Here is a 26,160-nt window from a genome sequence, read left to right on the forward strand (position 1 = left end):
GACCGGCGGGAGTGTCGGGATCAACCCGCCTTCGCGTGTACCCGGCTGCGCCGCAGGAGCAGCACGGCGGCGGTCAGCGAGGCGATCGCGGAGGCGATCAAGACGGCCGCCTTGGCCACTTCGGCCATGTCCTCGGGCAGGGCGAGTTCGGCGATCAGCAGGCTGACGGTGAACCCGACGCCGCCGAGCACGGACAGCGCGGCCACGTCTCGCCAGCTCATCCCGCTGGGCTTCTCCGCGACGTGCAGCTTCACCGCCAGCAGGCTCGCCCCGAAGATGCCGACGAACTTCCCGACGACCAGTCCGATGAGGACAGCCAGCGGCAACGCGGTGGTGAAAACCGTCGACAGCGCGTCGCCGTTCACCGAAATCCCCGCGGCGAACAAGGCGAACACCGGCACCGCCACCGCCGCTGACCACGGCTGCAAGCGGTGCTCGAGCCGGACCGCGGGTGCTTCCTCCTCGCCCTCGTCCTCGCGGACGCGAGTGAGCAGCCCGAGCGCGACGCCGGCGATCGTCGCGTGGATGCCCGCCGAATGCACCGCGACCCAGGTGATCAGCGCGATCGGCACGTACAGCCATGGCGTCCGGACGCGCTTGTGCTGCAGGAAGGCGTAAAGCCCGAGCGCGACCACCGCGACCGCCGCCGCGATCAGGTTGAAACTGCTGGTGAAGAGGATCGCGATGACGAGAATCGCGCCGAGGTCGTCCACCACGGCAAGGGAAAGCAGGAAGACCCGCGCGCTGCTCGGCAGGTTCGAGGCGGTCAGCGCGAGCACGCCGAGCGCGAACGCGATGTCCGTGGCCACCGGGATCGCCCACGCCCGGTCGACGCCGGGCGTGCCCCAGGCGATCGAGAGCGCGAGCACCGCGGGCACGACCATCCCGCCGACCGCGGCGATCACCGGCAGCACCGCCTGCCGCCACCGGGACAGCTCGCCGACCACCAGTTCTCGTTTGAGCTCAAGCCCCGCGACGAAGAAGAACAGCGCGAGCAGGCCGTCCTTCGCCCAGTCGCCGAGGGTGAGGTTGAGGTGCAGGAACTCCGGGCCGAGCCGGAAGTCGCGCAATGCCTCGTAAGCGGGCGCGAGCGGCGAGTTGGCCCAGACCAGGGCGACCGCGGTGGCGGCGAGCAGGATCAGCCCGCCAGTGGTTTCCGTGCGGAGGAAACGGGCGAATTCGGCGACGGCGCGGGCTGGGGTCACGAAAAACTCCTTGTGGGGACGGCGGCTCTCCCGCCGACCAGACTTCCCGGCACACCGATCTCCAGTTTACCGTCCGCAGTCGCCGATTACCGCCCGTTGTGACGAACGGCAACCCAGAACTGCCCGATGACGCTCGCATCTGGCCGAGCCGTACGCAAACGCAGGTCAGCCCATCGCCGCGGCCAAGTTGTCTAGTCCATACTGACGCCGGTTTTTCGTTCACCTGTTCGCCTTCTAGCATGCCAGGAGAGAACGACAACGATGTTGAATACAGGGACGAGGCAGTAGTGAGCACCCCTATCGACGCCCAGGCCGACACCAGATTTTTCGGGCACCCGAGGGGGTTGGCGAACCTCTTCGGCGTGGAGATGTGGGAGCGCTTCTCCTTCTACGGGATGCAGGGCATCCTCGCCATCTACCTCTACTACCAGGCCGACAAGGGCGGCCTCGGGATCGACCAGAGCGCCGCGCTCGGCATCGTCGGCGCGTACGGCGGCACGGTCTACCTCGCCACGGTCGTCGGCGCGTGGATCGCCGACCGGCTGCTCGGCTCCGAACGCACGCTGTTCTACAGCGCCATCGTGGTGATGATCGGGCACATCGCGCTGGCCGTGCTGCCCGGCCTGACCGGCGTCGGCGTCGGTCTCGCGTGCGTCGCGCTCGGGTCCGGCGGGCTCAAGGGCAACGCGACCTCGGTGGTCGGCACGCTGTACGCCGAAGGCGACGAGCGGCGCGACGCCGGATTCACGATCTTCTACATGGGCGTCAACATCGGCGGGTTCATCGGCCCGCTGCTGACCGGGCTCGCCCAGCAGAACGGCGGCTTCCACCTCGGCTTCGGGCTCGCCGCGATCGGCATGGCGCTCGGGCTGATCCAGTACACGATCGGGCGGAAGAACCTCGGCGCGAAGGCGTCCGAGGTGCCGAACCCGCTGCCGTCCTCGCAGCGCGTGCTCGTGATCGGCGTGGCCGTGGTGATCGTCGCCGCGGTCGTCGCGCTGATCATGTCCGGCGTGGTCACCCCGGACAACCTCGCCGACGTCGTGGTCTACGTGGTCGTCGCGATCTCGGTGGTCTACTTCGTCGCGATCCTGTCCAGCAAGAAGATCACCTCGGACGAGCGCAGCCGGGTGCTGTCGTTCATCCCGATGTACATCGCGAGCGCCGCGTTCTTCTCGCTGTACCAGCAGCAGTCGACGGTCGTCTCGGTCTACAGCGACCAGCGGCTCGACCGCGACCTGTTCGGCTGGACGATGCCGGTGTCCTGGGTCAACTCGATCAACCCGGTGTTCATCATCGTGTTCGCCCCGATCATCGCGGCGGTTTGGACGAAGCTCGGCCCGAAGCAGCCGTCGACGCCGATGAAGTTCGTGCTCGGCACGGTGCTCATGGGCGTGGCGTTCCTGCTGTTCCTGCCGATGGCGCACACCGGGCAGAACGGCAGCCCGCTGCTCGCGCTGGCCGGCATCCTGCTGGTGTTCACGATCGCCGAGCTGATGCTGTCGCCGGTCGGGCTTTCGCTGTCGACGAAGCTCGCGCCGGAGGCGTTCCGGACGCAGATGGTGGCGCTGAACTTCCTGTCGGTTTCGCTGGGCACGGCGATGTCGGGCAAACTCGCGCAGTCCTACGACCCGCACGACGAGGTGCCGTACTTCAGCATCATCGGCGGCGTCGCGATCGTGGTCGGCGTGGTGTTGCTCGCGCTGATCCCCTTCATCCGCAAGTTGATGCGCGGGGTTCACTAACCCACGGTGGTGCCGAAAAGCACTCCGACGAAGTAAGTGACGAGCATGGTGAGGGCGCCGACGCCGACGTTGCGGACGATCGCGCGCCCCGCCTGCGCGTTGCCGAGCCTCGCGCTCACGAACCCGGTGAGCGTGAGGCCGACGACCACCGCCAGCGCGCACGCCCAGACGCGGACGCTGACCGACGTCCAGGCGATCGCCAGCAACGGCAGCAGCGCGCCGACGGAGAACGCCAGCAGCGACGCCCACGCCGCCTGCCACGGGCTGGTGAGGTTGTCCGGGTCGATGCCGAGTTCGGCCTCCGCGTGCGCCTGCAGCGGATCCTTGTCGGTCAGCTCGCGCGCGACCTGCTTCGCCAGCTCCGGCGAGAGGCCCTTGTCCTCGTAGATCTGCGCGAGTTCGCGTTCCTCGGCCTCCGGCATCGTTTTCAGTTCGTGCTTCTCGAGCCGCAGCAGCGCGCGTTCGGTGTCGCGCTGGGTGCTCACGCTCACGTATTCCCCGCCCGCCATGGAAAACGCGCCCGCGACGAGCCCGGCAATTCCGGCGGTGAGGATCGTGGTGCTGTCGGTGGTGGCTCCCGCGACGCCGACGACGATGCCCGCGACGGACACGATCCCGTCGTTCGCGCCGAGAACCCCGGCGCGCAGCCAGTTCAGCTTGCCGCCGAGGTCCTCGTGCGGTTCGTGCGCGTGCACCGCGTCGCCCATCGTTTCGGTCACGGCTTCAGTGAATCACGGAAATTGTTTCCGCGCGACATTTTCCCGGATTGCAGGAATTCGGTTAAGAAAGGCAATCCTCAATGAATTGTGCCTTGCCTGACCGGGCGAATAGGCTGCCGGAGCGCCACCTGGGCCGAGACGCGAGACCAGCGGTCCGTGAGGGGAACCCTCATTGACTCTGATTCCCTCAGGGTGGCCCTCACGGACTTCTGCGGGGGATGAAACGACGAACGCCCGGGTCCGGAGCCACGAGTGGACACCGGACCCGGGCGAACCGGGTCTGACTCAGTTGTCGAGCTCGGCCAGCGCCGCCTTCGCGGCTTCCAGCTCGGCCTCGAGCTGCGCGACCTTCGCGGCCTGCGCCTCGCGGGCGGCGTTGATGACCTCGTCGATCGGGCCGGACAGGTCGTCGTGCAGTTCCTTCGCCGCACGCGAAACCGCCGCGGCCGGAACGGCAAGGCCCTTCGCGACCCACTTGGCGCCGTTCTTCAGCTCGGCCTGCCACTCGCCGTCCGCCGTGCCGGTGACGGTGAGCGTGAGCTCCACGGTGCGGGTCTTCTTCGCCGTCGACGCCGCGGCCTTCGGGCGGCCGCGCTTCGGCTTCGGCGATTCGACCGCCGGGGTCTCCTCAGCCTGCGAAGACTCCGGCTTCGGGGCGTCCGCCGGGGCGCTCGAAGCTTCGGGAGCGGCGGTGGGCTCGGCGACTTCCGGGGCCTCCGGGGTGCCGGCGGCCTGCGGCGATGACTCCGCCGCCGGCCCGGCCGCAGTGTCCTCGTCGTGCGTCAAGGCTTCCACGGACATTCGTGTCGTCTCCTTGCCCGGATCTGGGTTGGGTACGCGGGCATCTTAGAACATGCGTTCGATGCCCGCACTTTCAGGGGATCAATGCAGGAAGGGACCCTCCCAGCCGGGAGGGTCCCTTCCTGACGGTGAAGAACTTACTCCTCCTTGCCGGAGTTCAGCCCGGAGGAGATGAGGTCCATGACCGACGAGTCGGCGAGCGTGGTGACGTCGCCGATCTGCCGGTTCTCCGCGACGTCGCGCAGCAGCCGGCGCATGATCTTGCCGGAGCGGGTCTTCGGCAGCTCGGCCACGACCATGATCTGCCGCGGCTTCGCGATCGGCCCGATCTCCTTCGCGACGTGGTTGCGCAGCTCCTGCACCGCGTCATCCCCGCCGTCGACCGCGTTGCCGCGCAGGATCACGAACGCGACGATGCCCTGTCCAGTGGTCGGGTCCGTCGCGCCGACGACGGCGGCCTCGGCGACCGTCGGATGCGACACGAGCGCGGACTCGACCTCGGTGGTGGAGATCCGGTGCCCGGACACGTTCATCACGTCGTCCACGCGGCCGAGCAGCCAGATGTCGCCGTCCTCGTCGTACTTCGCGCCGTCGCCCGCGAAGTAGTAGCCCTGCTCGGAGAAACGGGACCAGTAGGTGTCGCGGAAGCGCTCGTCGTCGCCCCACACGCCGCGCAGCATCGACGGCCACGGCTTGTCCAGCACCAGGTACCCGCCGCCGCCGTGCGGGACCTCGGTGCCGGTGTCGTCCACGACCTTCGCCGAGATGCCCGGCAGCGCGCGCTGCGCGGAACCCGGCTTGGCGGCGGTGACGCCGGGCAGCGGCGAGATCATGATCGCGCCGGTTTCGGTCTGCCACCACGTGTCGACGACCGGCGTCTTGTTCGCGCCGATCTTGTCGCGGTACCAGATCCAGGCCTCGGGGTTGATCGGCTCGCCCACGCTGCCGAGGACCCGCAGCGAGGACAGGTCGTACTTCGCCGGGATGTCCTCGCCCCACTTCATGAAGGTGCGGATCAGCGTCGGCGCGGTGTAGTAGATCGAGACCTTGTACTTCTGGATGATTTCCCAGTGCCTGCCCTCGTGCGGGGTGTTCGGCGTGCCTTCGTAGACGACCTGGGTCACGCGGTTCGCCAGCGGCCCGTAGACGATGTAGGAGTGTCCGGTGATCCAGCCGATGTCGGCGGTGCACCAATAGACGTCTTCGCCCGGCTTGTGGTCGAACACGACATTGTGGGTGTACGCGGTCTGGGTCAGGTAGCCGCCCGAAGTGTGCAGAATGCCCTTCGGCTTACCGGTGGTGCCCGAGGTGTAGAGAATGAACAGCGGGTGCTCGGAATCGAACGCTTCCGGCTTGTGCTCGGTGGACTGCCCGTCGACCAGTTCGTGCCACCACAGGTCGCGGCCCTCGGTCCACGGCGTCTCGCCCTCGAGGTCGCTGCCGGTGCGCCGCACGACAATGACCTTCTGCACGGTTTCCGCGCCCTGCAAGGCTTCGTCGACGTTCGCCTTCATCGGCGCGGCCTTGCCGCGGCGGTACTGGCCGTCCGACGTGATCACGATCTTCGCCGCCGCGTCGTCCACCCGCGCGCGCAGCGCCGTCGGCGAGAAACCGCCGAACACCACGCTGTGCAGGGCTCCGATGCGCGCGCACGCCAGCATCGCGAAAATCGCCTCGGGCACCATCTGCAGCTGGATCGCCACGACGTCCCCGGCGACGACGCCCAGCGACGACAGCGCGTTCGCGGCCTTCGAGACCTCGTCCTTCAGTTGCGCGTAGGTGATGTCGCGCGTGTCGCCTGGTTCGCCGACCCAGTGGATCGCGACCTGGTCCCCGTGGCCGGACTCGACGTGCCGGTCCACGCAGTTGTACGCGACGTTCAGTTTCCCGCCCACGAACCACTTCGCGAACGGAGCATTGGTCCAGTCCAATACCTGGGACCACTTCGTGTCCCACGACAGCCGCTCCGCCTGCCCGGCCCAGAACTGCTCCCGGTCAGCGTCCGCCGTCGCATACATATCGGCCTTCGCGTTCGCCTGACCAGCGAACTCGTCGCTGGGAGGAAACGTGCGGCTCTCCGTGAGCAGGTTGTCCAACGCTGGGGACTGCTCGGTCATGGTGCAAAGCCTCCTGTAGTGCGAACCCGCGGCTCAGGGAACGCTAGCGACGTTAGTCCGCCTACGACAAGGTTGCAGCCACGTTGCGCGCACAGCGCCAAGCGGAGTGCGGCGAGGCTCAGCCGAGGCGGGCGAGCAGCCGGGCACGGGCGCCCGGCCACTCGGCGTCCGTCATCGAGTAGAGCACCGTGTCGCGGGTCGTGCCGTCCGGACGGATCCGGTGCGCCCGAAGCACCCCTTCGCGCAGCGCGCCGAGCCGTTCGATGGCGCGTTGCGACCGGAGGTTGCGGTTGTCGGTTTCCCACGCGACGCGCTGGGCGCCCCAGTCCTCGAAGGCGTTGCGCAGCAGGAGGAATTTGGACTCGGTGTTGAGCGCCGTGCGCTGGAAATCCGCGCCGATCCAGGTGTGCCCGATCGAGAGGATCCGGTGCTTCGCTACTACCTGGTAATAAGAAGTGGTTCCGGCGACGCGGCCGGACGCGACGTCGATCTGCGCCCACGGGCGGCGGTCCGGGTCGGCGAGCGCGTCCTTCACCATCGTCTCGGCTTCGCCGAGGTCGGCGGGCTGGCGGAGGCTCAGCCAGGCCCAGATGCCCGGGTCGGCTCCGGCTTCGAGCAGGCCGGCGGCGTGCTCGAGGCCGAGGGGTTCGAGCCGTACGTGGCGGCCGGACAGAATGGGGTGCTCGCTCCAGGTCACGGGCTCACGCTACGTCGACGAGTGGCTGTGTCGAAGTGCCATTTCCCAGTCATTTCAGCAGTCCACTTTACGGCCGCTTATGCTCGGCGGACCACCCGAGAAAGAGAGCGCGCATGGCCGAGGAGCGAGAAAACCTCACCTGGGAGTTGTTCGGTTCGGCGAGCCGGGAGCTGGCGGAGGCGGTGGCCGAGGACGGGTTCGCGCCCGACCTCATCCTGTCCATCGCGCGCGGCGGGCTGTTCGTCGCCGGCGCGCTCGGGTACGCGCTCGACGTGAAGAACCTGCACGTGATGAACGTCGAGTTCTACACCGGCGTCGACCAGCGGCTGGACCTTCCGGTCATGCTGCCGCCGGTGCCCAACGTGGTGGATCTCACACACAAGAAGGTGCTGGTCACCGACGACGTCGCGGACACCGGCGCGACGCTCAAGCTGGTCCGCGACTTCTGCGCCGACCACGTCGCGGACGTGCGGTGCGCGGTGGTCTACGAGAAGCCCGCGTCGACGGTGAAGTGCGAATACGTGTGGAAGCGGACTGACCGGTGGATCAACTTCCCCTGGTCGGTGCTGCCTCCGGTGGTGGAGCGCGCGGGGCAGGTGCTCGACGCATGAGTGATCCCCTGAAGCCATTGCTGGAGCTCGACGGCGTCGCCGCGGCAGCCAAGGCCGCGCAGGACGCCGTCTTCGCCGTGCACCGGCTGCCCGCGAACCTGCGGGGCGGCGCGGAGACCGCGGCGGAGGCTTCGGTTCGGGCAGCTCGGGCTTCGGCGGGGATCGACGGGGCCAATCCCGAGCTGCCGGAAGACGGTTCGGTGACCGACCCGCTGCTCGCCGGGGCGCTGCGGGTCGCGGAGAAGCTGGAGTCGTTGCTGCCGACGTGGCGGCGGGCTCCGTTGCAGACGGTGGCCCGGCTGCATTTGCTGGCCGCGTCGGACGTGGTGTCCGATCCGGACCAGCTCGGCCGTCCGCAGCGCGGCGGCGAGCGACTGGAGATGCTGGCTCAGCTCGTCACCGGCGCGACCTCGGTGCCCGGGCCGGTGCTGACCGCGGTGGTGCACGGCGAACTGCTGGCGCTGTCGCCGTTCGGTTCGGCGGACGGGGTGGTCGCCCGGGCGGCGGCTCGCCTGTCGATGGTGGCCACCGGGCTTGACCCGAAGGCGTTGACGGTGCCGGAAGTCGCCTATTTCCGGCGGGTGCCGCGGTATGTCGAGCTGGCGCAAGGGTTCGCTGGCGGGACGGCCGACGGCGTGCGCGAGTGGCTGCTCTTCTGCTGCGAGGCGTTCGAAATCGGGGCGAGCGAGGCGCGGAGCATCTCGTCGGCCGCTGGCTGACCCGGGCCGAGCTGTGTGATGCTGAAGGCATGATCAAGCCTGGAGGACGCGACCTCTGCCGTCGGCGACACGCCGAAACCGGCGCGGAATGCTGCCTGCCGGATACCCATTACCCGCGGCCGCATTGCGACGTCTCGGGAACCAGTTGGCACGACGGCCTTTGCCCGGACTGCCATGGCGGTGGTGCCGTGTTCGACGCGGTGTGTCCCACCTGCAACGGCCACGGGTTCGAGCTGATCGTGATGGACGAAGATTAAGTTTCCAGCGTGGGCTGACCACATAGAGAATCAGCGTTCTGTGGTGGATTGACCCATGGTCGCCCAGGTCGGAGCGACTTACTGTTTCCGGCCATGACCAGTGACAGTTCCCTCGCCGGGCGCACCGCGCTGGTGACCGGCGGCGGCAGTGGCATCGGGCTGGCCTGCGTGCGGGCGTTCGGCGCCGCCGGGGCCAAGGTGCACGTCGTGGACGTCGCCGGGGCGGAGGCGGCTGCCGCTGAGGTCGGCGGGCAGGCGCACGTCGTGGACCTCACCGACCCGGCGGCGCTGGCGAGGCTGCCCGCGGACGTCGATGTGCTCGTCAACAACGCGGGCGTGCAGCACGTCGCCCCGTTGCCGGAATTCCCGCCGGAGCGGTTCGCTTTCATCCAGTCGTTGATGGTGACCGCGCCGTTTCTGTTGATCCGCCAGTGCCTGCCCGCGATGTACGCGCGCGGCTGGGGACGGATCGTCAACATGTCCAGCGTGCACGGCGTGCGGGCGAGTCCGTACAAAGCTGCTTACGTCACGGCGAAACACGCGCTCGAGGGACTGTCCAAAGTGGCCGCTCTCGAAGGCGCCGAGCACGGCGTGACCAGTAATTGCGTGAACCCCGGCTACGTTCGTACGCCGCTCGTCACGGGGCAGATCGAAGCGCAGGCGGCCGAGCACGGGGTGCCGCCGGAAGAAGTGCTGGAACAGGTTTTGCTGCGCCGGGCCGCGATCAAGCGATTGATCGAACCCGAGGACGTCGCCGATCTCGTGGTGTGGCTGTGCGGCGAGTCCGCCGGGCACGTCACCGGCGCGTCGCTTCCCGTTGACGGCGGCTGGACCGCTGGCTGAATCCCCCTTTCCCCACAACGGAGTGGAGTCCATTATGGACAAAAAGCTGCTGCGCGTCGTCGGAGCCGGGCTGATCGGAACCACCATCGAGTGGTACGACTTCTTCCTCTACACCTCGGCCGCCGCGCTGGTCTTCAACAAGCTGTTCTTCCCGACCGCCGACCCGCTCACCGGCACCTTGCTCGCCTTGCTCACCTACGCGGTGGGCTTCCTCGCGCGGCCGATCGGCGGGCTCGTGTTCGGGCACTTCGGCGACCGGATCGGACGCAAGAAACTGCTGGTCGTGAGCCTGCTGATGATGGGCGGCTCGACGTTCGCGATGGGGTTGCTGCCCACCTACAGCGCGGTCGGCGTGCTCGCAGCGGTCCTGCTCACGCTGCTGCGGCTGATCCAGGGCTTCGCCCTCGGCGGCGAGTGGGGCGGCGCGGTGCTGCTGGTGTCCGAGCACGGCGACGACCGGCGGCGCGGGTTCTGGGCGTCGTGGCCGCAGACCGGCGTTCCGGCCGGGAACCTGCTGGCCACCGCGGTGCTCACGATCCTGGCATCGGCGCAGTCGGACGCGACTTTCCAGGCTTGGGGCTGGCGGGTTCCGTTCCTGCTGTCCGGCGTGCTGGTGGTGCTCGGCCTGTGGATCCGGCTGGCGGTTTCGGAATCGCCGGTGTTCATCGCGGCGAAGGCTGCCGCGGACGAGCGCGAGCAGGCACCGATTGTCGACGTCTTCCGCGGGCACTTCCGCGCGCTGGCGGTGACGTTCGGCGCGCGCATCGCGGAAAACGTGTCCTACTACGTGATCACCGCGTTCATTCTCGTCTACGTGACCACCGGACTCGGCCTGCCGAAGGCGACCGGGCTGACCGCGGTGCTCGTCGCGTCCGCGGTGCACTTCGTGACGATTCCCTTGTGGGGCTTGCTGTCCGACAAGATCGGCCGGAAGCCGGTGTACCTGTTCGGCGTGGTCGGGATGGCCGCGTGGTCGTTCGGTTTCTTCTGGCTGCTCGACCTGCGCACGACAGGTTCGGTGATCGGCGCGGCGGTGATCGGGCTCGTCGTGCACGGTGCGATGTACGGGCCGCAGGCGGCGTTCTTCGCGGAACAATTCCCGACGCGCGTGCGCTATACCGGGCTTTCGGTCGGCGGCCAGCTGTCGTCCATCGCGGCCGGTGCGGTCGCGCCGTTGATCGCGGTTGCGCTGTTCGAGGCGTACCACTCGACGGTGCCGGTTTCGGTTTACGTGGTCGCGATGTGCCTGTTGTCGCTGGTCGCGCTGCTCGCCGCCCGGGAGACGCGCGGCGCGTCGCTGCACGAGACGGCGGCCGAACGGCAGGCTTCAATGACAGCATGACGGGTGTGGACCCCACTGCCGAGGCGTATCGCCGGCTGCTCGAACTGCTCGCCGCCGGAGCGAGCAGCGAGCAGCTGGCGCACGTCGCTGCCCGGGGGTTGTCCGCGGAACAGTCCGCCGCGATCGGTTCGGCGACCGAGCTGGCGTTGCGGATCCGCGAGACGCTCAGCGAGCATCGGCGACGGGAGGCCGAGCTGACCGCGTTGTTCGACACCGCGAGCGACCTCGCCCGGCTGCGCGATCCGGACGCGGTGCTGCGGTCGATTGTCCGGCGCGCGCGGACGTTGCTGGGCGTGGACGTTTCGTACCTCAGCCTCAACGACGAGGCGAACGGCGAGACGTACATCCGGGTCACCGACGGGTCGGTTTCGGCGCTGTTCCAGCAGATTGTCCTGGGGATGGGCGAGGGGCTCGGCGGGCTGGTAGCGCAAACCGCGCGTCCATACGCGACCGCGGACTACTTCGAGGACGAGCGGTTCCGGCACACAAACCCGATCGACGCGGGTGTCCGCGAAGAGGGGTTGAAGGCGATCCTCGGCGTGCCGCTGGCGATCGGCGGCAAGGTGTTGGGCGTGCTGTATGCGTCCGACCGGTCGTCGCGGGCATTCTCGACGGCGGAAGTCGCGCTGCTGTCGTCGCTGGCCGCGCACGCCGCGATCGCGTTGGACACCGCGCATCTGCTGGAAGAAACGCGCTCCGCGGCCGCGGAGCTGAACGCGGCCAACGCGACGATGCGCCGCGCCGACGACGCGCATGACCGGTTGATGGACCTGGTGCTCGGCGGCGCGGATTTGCCCGCGGTGGCAGCGGAAGTGGCCGGTGTGTTGCGCGGATCGATCGCTGTGCACGACGAGGAAGGCGGCCTGCTGGCCGGTACTGCGGTCGATTTTGACGCTGCCGCGGTTGCTTCATCGCACGCCAATGGCCGCGCTGTGTCCACAAAGGACGCATGGGTCTGCGCAGTGCGGGCGGGCCGCGAACTGCTCGGCAGCCTGACGCTCTCCGGGCGGCCCGAGCTAGCCGGGGACGATCGTCGGCTCTTTGAACGGGCTGCGGTTGTCACGGCCTTGCTGTTGCTGCTGCGTCGTTCCGTCGCGCAAGCCGAGGATCAAGTGCGCGGCGAATTGCTGACCGACCTGCTCACCGCGCCGACCCGCAACCCAGGCTCATTGGTCGCTCGCGCACGCCGGTTGGGGGTCGATTTGTCCGCACCGCACGCGGTCTTGGTCGCGCACGCGTCCGGTATTTCTCGACGCGGGCTCGCTGCAGCCTGTGCGCGATACGGCGATTTGGTCGGTGTTCACGCGGAGCAAGTTGTCGCACTCGCGCCGGATCAGCCTGCGGCGGCACGGATCGCGGCCGAGTTGAAGTCCGTTGTGGACTGTCCGGTGACCGTCGGCGCGGCTGGCCCGGCGAGCGGTCCGGAAGCGTTGGCGCAGGCGTACACTGAAGCTGTTCGATGCGTTAATACTCTGCTTGCTCTCGGCCGCGAAGGCGACGGCGCGGCGATGGCCGACCTCGGGTTCCTCGGCGTCCTGCTCGGCAGGCATTCCGACCTGTCCGGCTACGTCCGCGCGACACTCGGACCGGTCCTCGACTACGACGCCCGCCGCGGCACCGACCTCATCGGCACGCTGCGTGCGTACTACGCGGCAGGCGGGAATTTGGCGCGGGCAAAGGAAACCCTGCACGTCCACGTCAACACGGTCGCGCAGCGGATGGAACGCCTCGCGGTGCTGCTGGGCGAGGACTGGCGCGAGCCCGAACGCTCGCTGGAGATCCAGCTCGCGCTGCGCGTGCATCAACTCGGCGGCTGACGGACCCCGGCGAGGATCAGATCGAGCATCCGGTCCAGTTGCTCGGGCCCGTCCGGCAGCGTCCGCATGCTGCACGCACCGACCACCGTCACGACCACGTCCTGCGCCCGGACGTCCGTCCGAAGCGTGCCATCGGCCGCGCCCGCGTCCATGATCAGCTGGACGGCCTCGGTCAGTTCGGCGCGGACTTGCGTCATGTCGACCGTGCCCGCCTCGATGATCGCGCGCAGCGTGTCGGCCATGTCGTACTTCGTACTCGCGTACTCGGCGAAGCGGTCCATCCACCGGCGCAGCGCGCGAAGCGGCTTCTCGCTCTCAAGCAGCTTCGGCGCACTCGCGACGACCTGAGCCAACTCGTCCCGGTACAGCGCTTCGACCAGTGCTTCGCGGGTAGGGAAGTGACGGTAGAGCGTCCCGATGCCGACACCCGCTTCGCGCGCGACGCGTTCCAACGTCACTGGCTCGTCGCCTTCGCCGAACGCTTTGCGGGCAGCAGCGAGCAGGCGGAGCCGGTTGCGTTCGGCGTCCGCGCGCGGTTTCTTGGCGCTCGACAAAGCGGAGGGCCCTCCGTTTCTGCTACGGTGGAAATACGGAGGCGCCTCCGCATCATCTTCCACTATGCCACGGCAGGAGTCTTTCCTCATGACGGCAACCACTGCTCCAGGCGGTACCGCGAAGCTCGCCGGCCGCGAGGTCGCGCGAATCGGCTACGGCGTGATGCAACTCGGCCGCCCCGGAACCGACCGCGCTGACCAGGTGAAACTGCTGCGCGAGGCGGCCAACGCGGGCGTGAACCACCTCGACACCGCCCAGTTCTACAGCGACGGCCGCTGCAACGACCTGATCCGCGAAGCCTTCTCGCCCTATCCGGACGACCTGGTCGTGGTGACCAAGGTCGGGGCCGAGGAATCAGCGCAAGGGCTCCGGCTCGCGCAACAGCCCGAGCAACTGCGGGCGCAGGTCGAGGCCAACCTCGCCGCGCTCGGCGTCGAACAACTCGACGTGGTCAACCTGCGCCGCGCGGACGCCGGACCCGGTCTGATCGCGGAAGGCGACCAGCTCGTCGACATCGACGACCAGCTCGCCGAGCTGATTTCCCTGCGCGACGCGGGAAAGATCGGCTCGCTCGGGCTCAGCAACGTGTCCGCCGACCAGCTCCGGCACGCGCTCGGAGCCGAGATCGTCTGTGTGCAGAACTCCTACAACGTGCTCTACCGCGCCACGGAACCGGTGCTGGAGCTGTGCCGGGAACACGAAATCGCGTGGGTGCCGTACTTCCCGCTGGGCTCCGCGTTCGAGCTGGGCCAGGACGTGCGCGGCAATCCGGTCGTGACCGGCGTCGCGGCCGAACTCGGCTGCACCCCGGCGCAGGTCGCGCTGGCCTGGTTGTTGCAACGCTACGCGGGCACGCTCCTGATCGCGGGCACGGCGAGCTCCGTGCATCTCGCCGAAAACCTCGCGGCCGGCCAGGTGCAGCTGCCCGCCGAAGCGGTAGCCGCCCTGGACCGGCTCGGCTGACCTCAGAAGTTCAGCGCCGCGATCCGCTCGACGTCGGCGAGGATGTTGATCTCCGTGATCACCCCGTCGGCCACGGTGAACGACAGCACCGAAACCGCCTTCCCGTCGCGCCGGGCGATGAAGCCAGGACCGCCGTTGACGGTCGCGTACTGCGACACCAGACCGTCCGGGCGGAACTGCGACGCGCTGCCCGCGACCTCGGCCGCGCCGCGCACGACCTTCGAGCCGAGTCCGCCGGTGTCGACGCGCAGCAGAGCGTCCGGGTGCAGCAGGGCGACGAGCCCCTCGAGGTTGCCGCCGCGCGCAGCGGTGAGCCAGGCGTCCGCGATCTTGCGCTGCTGTGCTCGATCCGCCGGACCGGCCGGGGTCACCCCCTGCACGCGGCGGCGCGCCCGGCTCGCCAGCTGCCGCACCGCGGCGGTGTTCTTGTCGAGCATCGTCGCGATCTCGTCGAACGGCACGGCGAACATGTCGTGCAGGACGAACGCGAGCCGTTCCGCCGGGTCGAGCGCCTCCAGCACCACCAGCAGGGCGAGCCCCACGGAGTCCGCGAGGACCTCCTGTTCCGCCGGATCGACGCCGTCCCCGGTCTCCACGACCGGGTCCGGCACCCGGATGTCCAGCGGATCCTCGCGCCTGCTCGCGCGCGAGCGCAGCATGTTGAGGCACTGCCGCGACACGATCGTCGTCAGCCAGCTGCCGGTGTTGCGGACGTCCTCTCCCGACGACCGCGTCACCCGCAGCCAGGTCTCCTGGATGGCGTCGTCGGCCTCGGCGAACGAACCGAGCATCCGGTACGCCACCGCCCGCAACCTGGGCCGATGCTCCTCGAACTGAGCCGCCCAAAAATTCTCGTCCTGTTTTTCGTCCCGCACTGTCACATCTTCTCCTTGGGCCGGGTCATACCAGCAAGACCCGCCTAACGAGGCGGGCGTGACAGGAGGAGATCACCATGCAGGCTCGGATGACCCACCCGATCCAGGTTCAGCCGGACGCCATGAAGGCGCTGATGGCGCTGAGCAAGGCCACGAACGACAGCACGGTGCCCGCGACCACGCACCACCTGATCCACCTGCGGGTGAGCCAGATCAACGGCTGCAGCATGTGCGTCGACATGCACTCGCGGGAGATGAAGGAAGCGGGCGAGAAGGACGAGCGGATCTGGGGCGTCGGCGCGTGGCGCGAATCGCCGTACTTCACCGACGCCGAGCGCGCCGCGCTGGACCTGGCCGAGCACGTGACCCGGCTCGCCGACCGGTCGGACCCGGTGCCGGACGAGGTCTGGGACGCCGCCGCGGACATCTACGACGAGAAGGAGCTCTCGTCGCTGCTGTTGTCCATCGCCGGCATCAACGTGTGGAACCGGCTCAACGCCGCGATCCGCCAGCCGGTCGGCTCGTTCTGAGGCGCGCTGGGGGTACTGGGGGTGGTGCCGGGGCGGCGGCAGGGGGATCCGCCGCCGCTCCCGGCAGCTTCACACGCTCGCGGGCAGCTGGTCCCGGATCGCCGCGACGGCGGCTCGCGGATCGTCGGCCCAGAGGTCGAGCCGAGTGATCTCGACGGTGCCCTTGCGGCCGAGGTCGACCAGCCGCGGTGCGCACAGGGTGACCGAGATGTTGGTCGCCTGGCTGATTCCCACGGCCAGTACCCCGTCTTCGGGCACGCTGACCCCGCCGCGTTCCTTGAGCGACCGGCTCGCCTGCCGGACCGAATCGATGCTGGCCAACGGGATCCGATGGTCGAAGAAGGACAGGTACCGCACGCGGAGCCCGTCGCCGCTGACTGCGTGCGGGTACTTGTAGAGCGTCGCGACGAGTGCCAAGAACGCGAGCGCGCCCAGGATTTCCAGCACCAGCAACACGATCCGCACCGGAACCGACTTCACCACGACCTCGACCAGCACGATGTCGACCGGGTTGACCGCCAGCATCACCCAGAACAGCGGACGGATGCCGCGGCTGTAGTGGATCGCGACGCCGTCCGGCGGCACGTCGGTCTGGCGGCGGAACACGAGCGCCAGCGCTCTGGCCAGTATCGGCAGTTGTCCCTTCACGATGCCCCCTGCGGTGTCAGTCGGCGGCACCCAGCCGCGCGGCCCACTTCTCCTCTATTCTCCCGAATTTCCAGATCGCGAACGCGGCCGACCAGGTGATCACGAACAGTCCGACGATCGCGAAGCCCACGTAGTCGAGGTCCACCGAGGCGATCGCGGCGAGCGGGCCGGACGTGATGCCGAGCTTCTCGGCGAGCAGCGTCACCAGTTCGATGGTCCCGATGCCGAGCGCGACCGCCACGGAAAGCGCGGTGACCGTGAGGTTGTAGTAAATCTTCCGGATCGGACGGGAAAACGCCCAGCCGTATGCGTAGTTCATGAGCACGCCGTCGGCGGCGTCGAACAGGCTCATTCCGGCGGCGAACAGGATCGGCAGCACGAGAATCGCGTACCAGGGCAAGGAGAACGCGGCCGCACCCGCGGCGAGCACGAGCAATCCGATTTCCGTCGCGGTGTCGAAACCGAGTCCGAAAAGGACTCCCACCGGATAGATGTGCCACGGCTTCCGCACCGCTTTGGTGGCTCCGCGCAACAGCCGGTTCATCAGGCCGCGGTTGTCGAGATGACGTTCCAGTTCCGCCTCGTCCAGTTCGCCGCGGCGCATCCGGGCGAACACGCGCGCGATCCCGACGAGCACGACCAGGTTCATGATCGCGATCAGGTACAGGAAAACCCCGGACACCGACGTGCCGATCAGGCCGGTCGTCTCGTGCAGCGCGGAACCGTCGTCCTCCAGTTGCCCGGCGATCGCGCGGACGCCCGCCGACAGCAGCAGGCACAGCGCGAAGACGATCGTCGAATGCCCGAGGGAGAACCAGAACCCGACCGACAGCGGACGCTGCCCGTCGGCCATCAGCTTGCGCGTGGTGTTGTCGATGGCGGCGATGTGGTCGGCGTCGAAGGCGTGCCGCATGCCGAGCGTGAACGCGGTGACCCCGAGGCCGATGCCGAAGGTGCCGCCCGCACCGAGCGCGTAATGCTCAGGCGCGACCACCAGCACGAGCAACCCCCAGCCGACGAGGTTGAGCAGCAGGATCACGGCCGCCATGCCGCCGATCGACCACCGGTCGCCGCGAGTGAGCCGCTGTGTCATCGCCGTCCTCTCGCTCGCCGGAAAGCCGTGAAGGGCCCCTTGCGGGAATCAGATTCTCGCAAGGGGCCCTTCACGGACAATCGGGTAAAGCTCAGCCGGCGCGCAGGTGCAGCGAGTCGAGCGCCTTGCGGACGTGCCCGCCCGCCGCGGACAGCGCCTCGGCGGAACGCGTGACGTCGCAGCCGGACAGCAGGTGCACGAGCGCGACCTTGAGGTCGCCGCCCGCTTCGGTGAGCGCGTCCGAGCAGTCGGCCATCGTCATGCCGGTGGCTTCCTGCAGGATCCGGATGGTGCGGCCGCGCAGCTTCGCGTTCGTCGCGCGCATGCTCACCATCAGGTTCGAGTAGGTCTTGCCCAGCTTGATCATCGTCGCGCTGGAGAACGCGGTGAGGATCAGCTTCTGCGCCGTGCCCGCCTTCATCCGGGTCGAGCCCGCGATGGCCTCCGGACCGGTGGCGACGGCGATCAGGACGTCCACGCCCACGGGTTGCGCGGCGCGCGGGTTCGCCGAGACGAGCCCGGTGTGCGCGCCGATCCGGCTGGCCTCGGCGAGCGCGCCGAGCACGTACGGCGTGCGCCCGGAGGCCGCGAGACCGAGCACGAAATCGCCCTGCCGCACCGACCCGGCGATTTCCGCCGCGCCGGCGTCCGCGTCGTCCTCGGCGTTCTCGACGGCCTGCCGCAGCGCCTTCTCGCCGCCCGCGTGGTGGGCGATGAACCAGTCGCCGGGCACGTTGAACGTCGGCACGAGCTCAGCCGCGTCCAGCGTCGCGAGGCGGCCCGAGGTGCCCGCGCCGACGTAATGCACGCGCCCCCCGCCGCGCAGCGCCTCGACGGCGTAGTCGACCGCGCGGGCCAGCTGCGGCAGCACCGCGGCCACCGCGTCCGGCACCCGGCGGTCCTCGGCGTTGATCGCGCCGAGGATCCCCATGGTGGACATCAGATCGATGTCCACCGTGCGCGGGTTTCGTTGTTCGGTGGGCGAATCGACGTGCACCGTCTGGCAAGGGACGGACATCAGATCCTCGCTTCTTGGTTCATTTGCCGGTTTCCCGCGGACGACGACGACCGTCGGGTCTGACCCCGAGCCGGTGCGAGCCGACCGCGTCCCTCGTGGCGTCCAAGGCGCTGACCGACGCCTCCATGTGCCGCTGCGCGACGCCGATGAAGAGGCAGTCGATGACGGTCAGCTGGGCGATCCGGCTGGCGGTGGCCCCGGACCGGAAGGTGGTTTCGCGGGCCGCCGTGGTGAGCACGTGGTCGGCGACCTCGGTGATCGGCGAGCGCGGGAAGTTCGTGACCGCGACGGTCACCGCGCCGTGCTCGCGCGCGACCCGCAGCGCCTCGACGGTGTCCGTGGTCGCGCCGGTGTGCGAGATGCCGACCGCGACGTCGCCCGGCTTCAGCACGGCGGCCGAGGTCAGCATGATGTGCGTGTCCGACCAGGAGAAGCTGACGCGGCCGATCCGGTGCAGCTTCTGCTGCAGGTCAGCGGCGACGAAAGCGCTTGCGCCCACGCCGTACACGTCGACCCGGCCGGCTTCCGCGACGAGGTCGATCACGCTCTGCAGCGCGGCGACGTCGAGCTGGTCGGCGGTCTCTTCGACGGCGCGCGCGTCGGCGAAGCTGACCTTGCCGATGACGGACGCCAGGTCGTCGCCGGGGCCGATCTCGCCGCCGAGGTTGCGCGAGGTGCGCGCCTCGGTGCGGGCGGTGTCCGCGGCGAGCGCGATGCGCAGCTGCGGGTAGCCGCCGACGCCGACGGCCTTGCAGAAGCGCGTCACGGTGGTCTCGGAGGTGTTCGCGGCGAGCGCGACCTCGGTGATGCTGCGGCGCGCGACGGCGGCCGGGTCTTCCAGGACAACCTTCGCGACCCGCTGCTCGGCCCGGGCGAGTCCGGGCAGCAGCGAGCGAATGCGGACCAGGGGGCTCGCATCCGCGTCGCGCGCCGTCGCCTGACCTGCGAGGTGCTCGGAGGGTGCGCTGCTGATTACGGATCCCGCATCATCCGCCGTCGGAAAGTTACTAACCGTTGGCATTTGCGACAAGGCTACCCACATCCTTCGGCAGAACCACAACCCGTCCGTGTCTGCGGACTTCGGTTTGCGATTAATCGTTGTCAAGAAAGTCGCCAACCGAGTCCACGGTGTTAACGACCTCAAGCTAACGACTTGGCAACTAAGTGTGTCTAGCGAAGGAGTCTTGTTCCACTGAGTGGGGACACGAAGGTGGCAATGCGCGGCGGGGTGCCTACCGAGCGCTCAAATTCCAGCCCGAAGAGGCCAGCTCCGAGGGGTTTCGCTCACCATCGAGAACGACGTGGCCGCGTTGGGTGACTTTCACACTATCGAGGGAAACTCCCCGTCCCGTGTAATTCGGATCGGTGCTGTAACGCCACCGGAGCGAGGTAGCCGCGGCGGCGGGCACCTCCGCGGACACCCGCCACCAGGAGCGGTGCCCGTGTCCGCCGAGCGCGGACGTCTCGTCGCCGGGTGCGCCCGGGCCACGGGCCTGGAGCGGAACAGGTTGCCAATTAACCCCGTCGGTGCTCGATTCGAGCTGCAGCGGGTCGCTCGGGCCCTCTGTGTCGACGAAAGCGGCGAAGGAGACGCGCAGTGGTGCACCTGCTGGAAGCGGTTGGGTACTGAGCGTAGCGACGCCGTTGTTTCCCAGGCTCGCGTACCAGGCATCGGGACCCTGGACCGGCCGCACGGCCATCGCCTTCGCGAGCGAGGTCGCCCAGACCTGGCGGGCGGTGTTGATGGAACCCCAGGTGCGCGTGGGGTGCACGCGGTTGGTGAGCAGCAACGCGAACGACCGCGACTCGGGGTCGATGACCAGCGTGGTGCCGGTGAAACCGGTGTGGCCCGCGCTGATCGGCGACGCCAGCGCGCCCATGTACCAGGGCTGGTCCAGTTCGAAGCCGAGCCCGTGCTCGTCGCCGGGGAAGCGCTGGTTGTAGTTCGTCAGCATCTTGGTGACGGTGTCCGGCCGCAGGATCCGGTGCCCACGGTAGCTGCCGCCGTTGAGGATGGCCTGGGAGAGCACGGCCATGTCGTTCGCCGTGGAGAAGACGCCGGCGTGCCCGGCGACGCCGCCGAGCGACCAGGCGTTCTCGTCGTGCACCTGTCCGCGCACGAGCCCACGCGGCGGCGTGGTCTCGTACTCGGTCGCGGCGATGCGGTCGAGCTTCGACGCGGGCGGGTTGTAGCCGGTGTCGACCATGCCGAGCGGCGCGGTGATGCGGTCGTGCACCACCTGGTCCAGCGGCTTGCCGGACAGCTTCTCGATCAGCAGGCCCAGGGTGAGCATGTTGAGGTCGGAGTACAGGTAAGTGCTGCCCGGCGCGTTCTTGAGCGGGCTGTCGAGGATGGCCTTGCGCCGCGATGGGATGTCGGGATAGCCAGCCCAGAGCGACGGTGACGGGTCGGCGTCGAAGCCCGAGGTGTGGGTGAGCAGCTGCAGCACGGTGACGTCCTGCTTGCCGTTGACGCCGAACTCCGGCAGATAGCGCACGACCGGCGCGTTGACGTCCAGCTTGCCCTGCTCGGTCAGCTGCAGCGCGGCGATCGAGGTGAAGAGCTTCGAGATCGACGCCATGTCGAAAATGGTGTCGTTGCGCATCGGGACCTGCTGGTCCGGCGGCAGTTCGGTGCCCTTGGCGTCGGCGTACCGGAGCGCGCCGCCGACGGCGTAGCGGTCCACGACCACGCCGTCGTGCGCGAGCAGGCCGACCGCGCCGGAGAAGTGCGGATGCCCGCTGGCGTCCGGCTGCGTCCAGCTCTTCAGGAACTGTTCGGCGTCGCGGATCGGCTGCGGATCGAGGTTGACCTCGCCCGGGCTGCCGTCGCGCAGCGTCGTGCTCGCCGGGGCGAACCCGTGCTGCGGACGGTCGAAACGCCCGGCGAAGCCGTGTCGGTTGTCGATCGTGGCTGCTCCCGCGGTCGTCGTGGCCGCGACCAGTACGGCCAACGTCGCGACGAGCACTTTCCTAGCACGCATGACCGCTCTCCTCAGCGATAGATCAGGTGGGGGCGGCGTCTGCGGGCGAAGTCGGCGAGTTCGGCGCGCCACGCGCCGGTGATCTCGTCTACCCCGGCGCCGGCGTCGACCATGGTGCGCAGCCGCGCGGATCCGGACAGCTTGTCGATCATGTGGTCCGGCCGCCAGCCGAATTTGTCGGGCGCGACGCGCTTGGCCGTCACGAACATCGAGACGGTGGTGCTGATGGCGTCGAAGGCCCGCGGATCGGTGACGGTGACCTGTACGCCGCCGCAGGGCTCGTTCACGAATTTGCCGAAGGTGGGCACGAAGTAGATCTCGCGGAACGCCGCGCCCGGCAGGTGGAGCTTCTCGAGCTCTTCGCGCCAACGCCAGTCGAGGCCCGGCGCGCCGATGATCTCGAACGGCCTTGTGGTGCCGCGTCCTTCGGAGAACACGGTGCCCTCGAACATGCCTGTGCCCGGGTAAACGAGCGCTGTGTCCGGCGTCGGCATGTTCGGGCTTGGCAGGACCCAACGGAGACCGGTGTCGGCGAAGAAGGTGTCGCGTCGCCAGCCGCGTACCTGGACGACTTCGAGCTTCGCCAGCTTCACGCCTTCGCCGGGCAGGAACTCGGCGGCGAAGAACCGCGCGAGTTCGCCGACCGTCATCCCGTGCTGCTGCGCGATCGGCTTCAGCCCGACGCCGGACGAGAACTTCGGGTCGAGCACTGGGCCGGACAGTCGTCCGCCGATGGGGTTCGGCCGGTCTAGGACGACGAAGGCCGCGTTGACCTTCGCTGCGGCGACCATCGCCGTGTACAGCGACCAGATGTACGTGTAGAAGCGCGCGCCGACGTCAGCGATGTCGAAGACGACAGTGTCCAGTCCGGCCTTCCGAAACAGCGAAGCGAGCTTCGTCGCGTTCGCGCCGTACGCGTCGTACACGGGGATGCCGGTGCGCGGATCGGTGTAGTCGCCTTCGGAGCCACCGGCTTGCGCGCTGCCGCGAAAGCCGTGCTCCGGCCCGAAGGCCGCGACGGGACGTACGCCCGCCGCGACCATCGAGTCGACGATGTGGTCGCCGTTGGCGAGCACGCCCGTCGGGTTGGACAGCACGCCAAGCTTGCGTCCGGCGAGCGGACGCCAGCCCTGCGAGGCGAGCTGTTCGGCACCGGTGAGCACCCGGTGTTCCAACTCGCCTTGCGGTGCTTCGGGTGTCGCTTGTGCTGCCTGTGCCGCTGTCGAGCTGCTCGCCAGCACTGGCACGGCGAGCGCCGGAACGGCCAGGAAATTCCTGCGGTTGAGAGTCACCAGGTCAGCCCGTGTCCGAAGGGGTATTTGACGGTGTGCACGTCCGCCCCGGCCGGGATGTCGACCGGCAGCTTCCCGCTGGGCTTCGTCTCGCCGAGCACGACCTTCGCCAGCGCTTCGAGCGACGGCGTGATGTACCCGTAGGTAGCGAGCCAGGTCGGCACCGGGTTCGCGTAACCGGCGTCGTACGGAATCTGCGCGGCGACCGCGACCACCGGCTTGCCCGTGTCCATGAGTGCTTGAAGAAGCTTGCCCTGTAAGGGGAAACCGCCGAGGTTGTTGGTGAGTACCACGACGACGTCGTTCTGCTTCGCGGCCGCCGCGGCCTCGGCGATCTGCGTGTCGGTCGGGGTTTGCCCGGTGGCCAGCGCGGTCGCCTTGGTGCCGTGCGCGGTGAAGCGGTCGGCAAGCGTTTGCGTCGTGGTCGCGCCCCAGCCGGTGACCAGCACGCTCGACGGCTTCTGCTTGAGCGGCAGCACCCCGGCGTCATTGGCGATCGCGGTGATCGACCGGTCGGCGATGCCCTGCGCGGTAGCCAGGTGCTCCGGCGTGCCGACCTTCTTCATGACCTGCGACGGGTTATCGAACGGCGAGTGCAGGATTCCGCGCTTCAGCTTGAGCTTCAGCACCCGCAGCACGCTCTGGTCGATCCGCTGCATCGGCAGGTCGCCGGACTTCACCGCGGCGATCACCGCATTGATCGCGACGTCCAGGTGCACCGGCATGAGCAGCTGGTCCACGCCCGCTTTCAAGGCGAGAACCGGGATTTCGGCGTCGCTGTGCAGCTCCCGCACGCCCTGCATCTCGAGCGAGTCGGTGATCACGACGCCGTTGTAGCCGAGTTCGCCGCGCAGCTTGCCGGTGATGATCGGCTTCGACAGCGTCGCGGGCTCACCGGACGGGTCGAGGCTCGGGAACTGGATGTGCGCGCTCATGATCGAGTCGATGCCGGCGGCGATCGCGGCCTTGAACGGCGGCACGTCGATCTTGCGCCAGTCCGCCTCGGAGCGGTCGATTTTCGGCAGCCCGGTGTGACTGTCGGTGGCCGCGTCGCCGTGGCCGGGGAAGTGCTTCGCGGTGGACGAGACGGTCTGGCTCGCCGGCCCGGAGTCCTGGTAGCCCTTGACCTCCGCGGTCACGAAACTGCTGGCCAGGTCGGGTCGTCCGGAGAACGACCGGACGCCGATGACCGGGTTGGCCGGGTTGGAGTTGACGTCCGCGTCCGGCGCGTAGTCCTGGTTGATGCCGACCGCGCGCAGCTCGTGGCCGAGGATCGTGGCGGCCTTGGTCGCGCTGCCGGCGTCGCGGCCGGCGGCGATGGCCATCGAGTTGGGGAACTCGGTGGCCGGCGCGCCCATCCGCGTGACCGTGCCGCCCTCCTGGTCGGTGCCGATCTGCAGCGGGATGTGCGCGCCGCTGGAGATCGCGGCGCGCTGCAGGCCGTTGGACAGCTTCGCGACCTGCGTCGGGTCGTCGAAGTTGTCGCGGCTGGAGTTGTTGAAGTAGATGACGCCGCCGAGGTGGTACTTCTGCACGGCTTGGGCGGCGGTGTCGACGCCGAAGTCGGTCTGGTTCTTCGGGTTGACCTCGTCCGCGGACTTGCCGTTCACCCACGTGACGAACAGCTGCCCCACTTTTTCTTCCAGGCTCATGCCGCGCAGAGCCCGTGCGGCCGCGGCGTCGAGCTGCGCGGCCGTCTGCTGGGGTGTCTGCTGCGGCTGTTTCGGCGCCGCGAACGCCGAGGAACTCAACCCCCCGACGGCGAGCACCCCCGCAAGGGGAACGGCGAACACCTGCATCCTCCGCGTGCGCGCGAGTCGGTTCGTCACGAATTGCCTCCCAGTGTCGCGTGCCGCCGCGGGTGCGGACGCGAGTCGTGAAGCGTCCACCGGGCAGCACCGGTATCGGGAAGCTACTCACCGCGATACGGGGTTGTCCATCGGCCGAGCGCAGGAACGAGAGGGTTCACCTGGGAGGACGTCAGGCCGCGCGCGGATTTCTTCGAGCCGGGCTCGGTCCGCTGCGCAAGGGGGTGCCGAAATAACACTGGCGGCGCCCGTCAGCCGAGGCCAACGGGCACCGCCAGTCAGCGCGAACATCTCGGGCGACCAAGCGTGCAACTCTGGTCGTACCTTCATGGACTCGGCGTCCGGCGTCCCGGTACGCAGTCCCTAGACGACGAGCCTCCCGCGGCGTGCTGCGCGTGGGTACCCGGAGTCCGCGCACGGAGGTTGCCCGGGGTGACAGAGGCTTCTCTTCTACCTCTGTCCTGGCCGAATCAACGTCCGCACCTACTTTCTACGCCGTGAGCGCGGTCACTTCAAGTGCGCGTACGGGTGCACCGGTACAGAGGCTCGATCCGGTGACAACACCACCCACAGCAACGGACCTAGCTGCGGAAACCGGCGTTTTGGTACCGCCACGCGGGTGCTCAGTTGTCGGCGCCCCGGGACCGGCGGCGCCGGCTCAGGCTGTACCAGGTCGCGCCCGCCGCCACGGCCCCCACGCCGAGCGCCACCATGCCCGCGGACTTCGCCGGGATCCGCGTCCGCAGCGACATCGGCCGCTCGAACGCGAGGACCGGCCAGCCGTGCTCGTCCGCGGTCCGGCGCAGCAGCTTGTCGGGGTTCACCGCGTGCGGGTGACCCACTACCTCCAGCAGGGGGATGTCGGTGCTGGAGTCGGTGTAGGCGAAGCAGTCTGCGAGGTCGTAGCCGTGCGTCGCGGCCTGCTGCTTCGCGGCGACGGCTTTGTTCTCGCCGTAGCAATAGAAATCGACCTCGCCGGAGTAGCGGCCGTCGACGATCTCCATGCGAGTGGCGACGCAGCGGGTCGCGCCGAGCATCTCCGCGACCGGGGCGGCGACCTCCTCGCCGGTCGCGGACAGCACGATCACGTCGTGTCCGTCGTCGAGGTGCTGTGCGATGAGGTCGGTCGCCTCCACGTAAACGAGCGGATCGACTACGTCGTGCAAGGTTTCGCGCACGATCGCGGAAACCTGCGCGACATCCCAGCCCGCGCACAACGCGGAAACCTCGGCGCGCATCCGCTCGGTCTTGTCCGCGTCCGCGCCGGCGAGCGAGAAAACCAGTTGCGCGTAAGCACTTCGCAGCGCCGCACGGCGGTTGATCAGTCCTTCGCGGAGCAACGGCTTGCTGAACGCGAGCGCGCTGGACGACGCGATGATCGTCTTGTCGAGGTCGAAGAAGGCGGCTACGCGCCGGGGTGCTTCTTCGCTGCGGGGTTCGGCCACGTGATCAGGATAGGCGTACCGCGCCGTGTTGTTGGCAGCACACCGGTCGTGGCGACGGCCGGAAAATCGATGACAT

At 68.7% G+C, this 26,160-nt stretch carries 24 protein-coding genes; 9 read left to right on the forward strand and 15 right to left on the reverse strand.

Features of this window, described 5'->3' with window-relative positions; translation table 11 throughout:
* Positions 1 to 20 precede the first annotated feature (20 nt).
* Complete coding sequence (gene nhaA / locus PUT80_RS28105) at positions 21 to 1,205, reverse strand: Na+/H+ antiporter NhaA (protein ID WP_134728515.1); 1,185 nt, start codon at positions 1,203 to 1,205, stop codon at positions 21 to 23.
* 287 nt (positions 1,206 to 1,492) lie between these two features.
* Here nhaA and PUT80_RS28110 point away from each other — a divergent pair, with 287 nt between their 5' ends.
* The gene (locus tag PUT80_RS28110; RefSeq protein WP_043827093.1) at positions 1,493 to 2,950 is read left to right on the forward strand and encodes a peptide MFS transporter; all 1,458 of its coding nucleotides are present in this window, start codon (positions 1,493 to 1,495) and stop codon (positions 2,948 to 2,950) included.
* Here the strand turns inward: PUT80_RS28110 and PUT80_RS28115 are convergent.
* From PUT80_RS28115 to PUT80_RS28130, 4 genes are all read right to left on the reverse strand, one after another.
* Complete coding sequence (locus PUT80_RS28115) at positions 2,947 to 3,669, reverse strand: VIT family protein (protein WP_037808379.1); 723 nt, start codon at positions 3,667 to 3,669, stop codon at positions 2,947 to 2,949. The two genes, PUT80_RS28110 and PUT80_RS28115, sit on opposite strands and share 4 nt — an antisense overlap.
* A gap of 285 nt (positions 3,670 to 3,954) precedes the next feature.
* On the reverse strand, positions 3,955 to 4,470 hold the full coding sequence (locus tag PUT80_RS28120) for a DUF6319 family protein (RefSeq protein WP_043827095.1): 516 nt from the start codon (positions 4,468 to 4,470) through the stop codon (positions 3,955 to 3,957).
* Between the two features lie 137 nt (positions 4,471 to 4,607).
* Entirely contained in the window at positions 4,608 to 6,587 is a 1,980-nt protein-coding gene (acs, locus tag PUT80_RS28125) for an acetate--CoA ligase (RefSeq protein ID WP_037808375.1), read from the reverse strand.
* A gap of 118 nt (positions 6,588 to 6,705) precedes the next feature.
* Positions 6,706 to 7,284 carry a GNAT family protein gene (locus PUT80_RS28130; RefSeq protein ID WP_037808374.1) on the reverse strand — a complete coding sequence of 193 codons (579 nt, stop codon included), beginning with the start codon at positions 7,282 to 7,284 and terminating at the stop codon, positions 6,706 to 6,708.
* 113 nt (positions 7,285 to 7,397) lie between these two features.
* Between PUT80_RS28130 and PUT80_RS28135 the strand changes: the two genes are divergently transcribed.
* From PUT80_RS28135 to PUT80_RS28160, 6 genes are all read left to right on the forward strand, one after another.
* A complete protein-coding gene (locus PUT80_RS28135) occupies positions 7,398 to 7,895 on the forward strand; it encodes a phosphoribosyltransferase (RefSeq protein ID WP_037808373.1) in 498 nt (165 codons plus the stop codon).
* Positions 7,892 to 8,614 (forward strand): oxidoreductase, encoded by a 723-nt coding sequence (locus PUT80_RS28140; protein ID WP_134728512.1) that lies wholly within the window; start codon positions 7,892 to 7,894, stop codon positions 8,612 to 8,614. Before PUT80_RS28135 ends, PUT80_RS28140 begins: the two co-directional genes overlap by 4 nt.
* 29 nt (positions 8,615 to 8,643) lie before the next feature.
* On the forward strand, positions 8,644 to 8,871 hold the full coding sequence (locus tag PUT80_RS28145) for a hypothetical protein (protein WP_134662040.1): 228 nt from the start codon (positions 8,644 to 8,646) through the stop codon (positions 8,869 to 8,871).
* A 93-nt stretch (positions 8,872 to 8,964) separates the two neighbouring features.
* Positions 8,965 to 9,714: a 3-hydroxybutyrate dehydrogenase gene (locus tag PUT80_RS28150; protein WP_134728511.1), complete on the forward strand. Its 750-nt coding sequence runs from the start codon at positions 8,965 to 8,967 to the stop codon at positions 9,712 to 9,714.
* 34 nt (positions 9,715 to 9,748) lie between these two features.
* Entirely contained in the window at positions 9,749 to 11,056 is a 1,308-nt protein-coding gene (locus tag PUT80_RS28155) for an MFS transporter (protein WP_134728510.1), read from the forward strand.
* Positions 11,053 to 12,873 carry a GAF domain-containing protein gene (locus PUT80_RS28160; protein WP_037808369.1) on the forward strand — a complete coding sequence of 607 codons (1,821 nt, stop codon included), beginning with the start codon at positions 11,053 to 11,055 and terminating at the stop codon, positions 12,871 to 12,873. Before PUT80_RS28155 ends, PUT80_RS28160 begins: the two co-directional genes overlap by 4 nt.
* On the opposite strand, the gene PUT80_RS28165 is transcribed toward PUT80_RS28160, so the two are convergent.
* Entirely contained in the window at positions 12,858 to 13,427 is a 570-nt protein-coding gene (locus tag PUT80_RS28165) for a TetR/AcrR family transcriptional regulator (RefSeq protein ID WP_037808368.1), read from the reverse strand. The genes PUT80_RS28160 and PUT80_RS28165 overlap by 16 nt on opposite strands.
* An 88-nt stretch (positions 13,428 to 13,515) precedes the next feature.
* Between PUT80_RS28165 and PUT80_RS28170 the strand changes: the two genes are divergently transcribed.
* Positions 13,516 to 14,391, forward strand: coding sequence for an aldo/keto reductase (locus PUT80_RS28170; protein ID WP_037808367.1), 876 nt, complete (start codon positions 13,516 to 13,518; stop codon positions 14,389 to 14,391).
* A gap of 2 nt (positions 14,392 to 14,393) precedes the next feature.
* Here the strand turns inward: PUT80_RS28170 and PUT80_RS28175 are convergent, their stop codons facing one another.
* Positions 14,394 to 15,272: a sigma-70 family RNA polymerase sigma factor gene (locus PUT80_RS28175; protein WP_037808366.1), complete on the reverse strand. Its 879-nt coding sequence runs from the start codon at positions 15,270 to 15,272 to the stop codon at positions 14,394 to 14,396.
* 83 nt (positions 15,273 to 15,355) lie between these two features.
* Here PUT80_RS28175 and PUT80_RS28180 point away from each other — a divergent pair, with 83 nt between their 5' ends.
* Complete coding sequence (locus tag PUT80_RS28180; RefSeq protein ID WP_238603934.1) at positions 15,356 to 15,796, forward strand: carboxymuconolactone decarboxylase family protein; 441 nt, start codon at positions 15,356 to 15,358, stop codon at positions 15,794 to 15,796.
* 69 nt (positions 15,797 to 15,865) lie between these two features.
* Here PUT80_RS28180 and PUT80_RS28185 read toward each other — a convergent pair whose 3' ends face one another.
* The 8 genes from PUT80_RS28185 to PUT80_RS28220 form a co-directional block, all read right to left on the reverse strand.
* Complete coding sequence (locus PUT80_RS28185) at positions 15,866 to 16,444, reverse strand: hypothetical protein (protein WP_134728506.1); 579 nt, start codon at positions 16,442 to 16,444, stop codon at positions 15,866 to 15,868.
* A 16-nt stretch (positions 16,445 to 16,460) separates the two neighbouring features.
* The gene (locus PUT80_RS28190; RefSeq protein WP_037808363.1) at positions 16,461 to 17,537 is read right to left on the reverse strand and encodes a HoxN/HupN/NixA family nickel/cobalt transporter; all 1,077 of its coding nucleotides are present in this window, start codon (positions 17,535 to 17,537) and stop codon (positions 16,461 to 16,463) included.
* A 91-nt stretch (positions 17,538 to 17,628) separates the two neighbouring features.
* Positions 17,629 to 18,558 carry an N-acetylmuramic acid 6-phosphate etherase gene (locus tag PUT80_RS28195; RefSeq protein ID WP_107050897.1) on the reverse strand — a complete coding sequence of 310 codons (930 nt, stop codon included), beginning with the start codon at positions 18,556 to 18,558 and terminating at the stop codon, positions 17,629 to 17,631.
* A gap of 16 nt (positions 18,559 to 18,574) precedes the next feature.
* Complete coding sequence (locus PUT80_RS28200; protein WP_037808359.1) at positions 18,575 to 19,576, reverse strand: MurR/RpiR family transcriptional regulator; 1,002 nt, start codon at positions 19,574 to 19,576, stop codon at positions 18,575 to 18,577.
* Positions 19,577 to 19,787: 211 nt separating this feature from the next.
* Entirely contained in the window at positions 19,788 to 21,539 is a 1,752-nt protein-coding gene (locus PUT80_RS28205; RefSeq protein WP_275294016.1) for a serine hydrolase, read from the reverse strand.
* A gap of 11 nt (positions 21,540 to 21,550) precedes the next feature.
* Positions 21,551 to 22,831, reverse strand: a complete 1,281-nt coding sequence (locus PUT80_RS28210) for a DUF1343 domain-containing protein (RefSeq protein WP_275294017.1) — start codon at positions 22,829 to 22,831, stop codon at positions 21,551 to 21,553.
* Positions 22,828 to 24,630 carry a glycoside hydrolase family 3 protein gene (locus tag PUT80_RS28215; protein ID WP_275294029.1) on the reverse strand — a complete coding sequence of 601 codons (1,803 nt, stop codon included), beginning with the start codon at positions 24,628 to 24,630 and terminating at the stop codon, positions 22,828 to 22,830. The genes PUT80_RS28210 and PUT80_RS28215 overlap by 4 nt, the downstream gene beginning before the upstream one ends.
* Before the next feature lie 632 nt (positions 24,631 to 25,262).
* Positions 25,263 to 26,084 carry an HAD-IB family hydrolase gene (locus tag PUT80_RS28220; protein ID WP_043827107.1) on the reverse strand — a complete coding sequence of 274 codons (822 nt, stop codon included), beginning with the start codon at positions 26,082 to 26,084 and terminating at the stop codon, positions 25,263 to 25,265.
* Positions 26,085 to 26,160 lie beyond the last annotated feature (76 nt).

The organism is Amycolatopsis sp. La24, assembly GCF_029087445.1.
Taxonomy (GTDB): Bacteria; Actinomycetota; Actinomycetes; order Mycobacteriales; family Pseudonocardiaceae; genus Amycolatopsis; species Amycolatopsis nivea.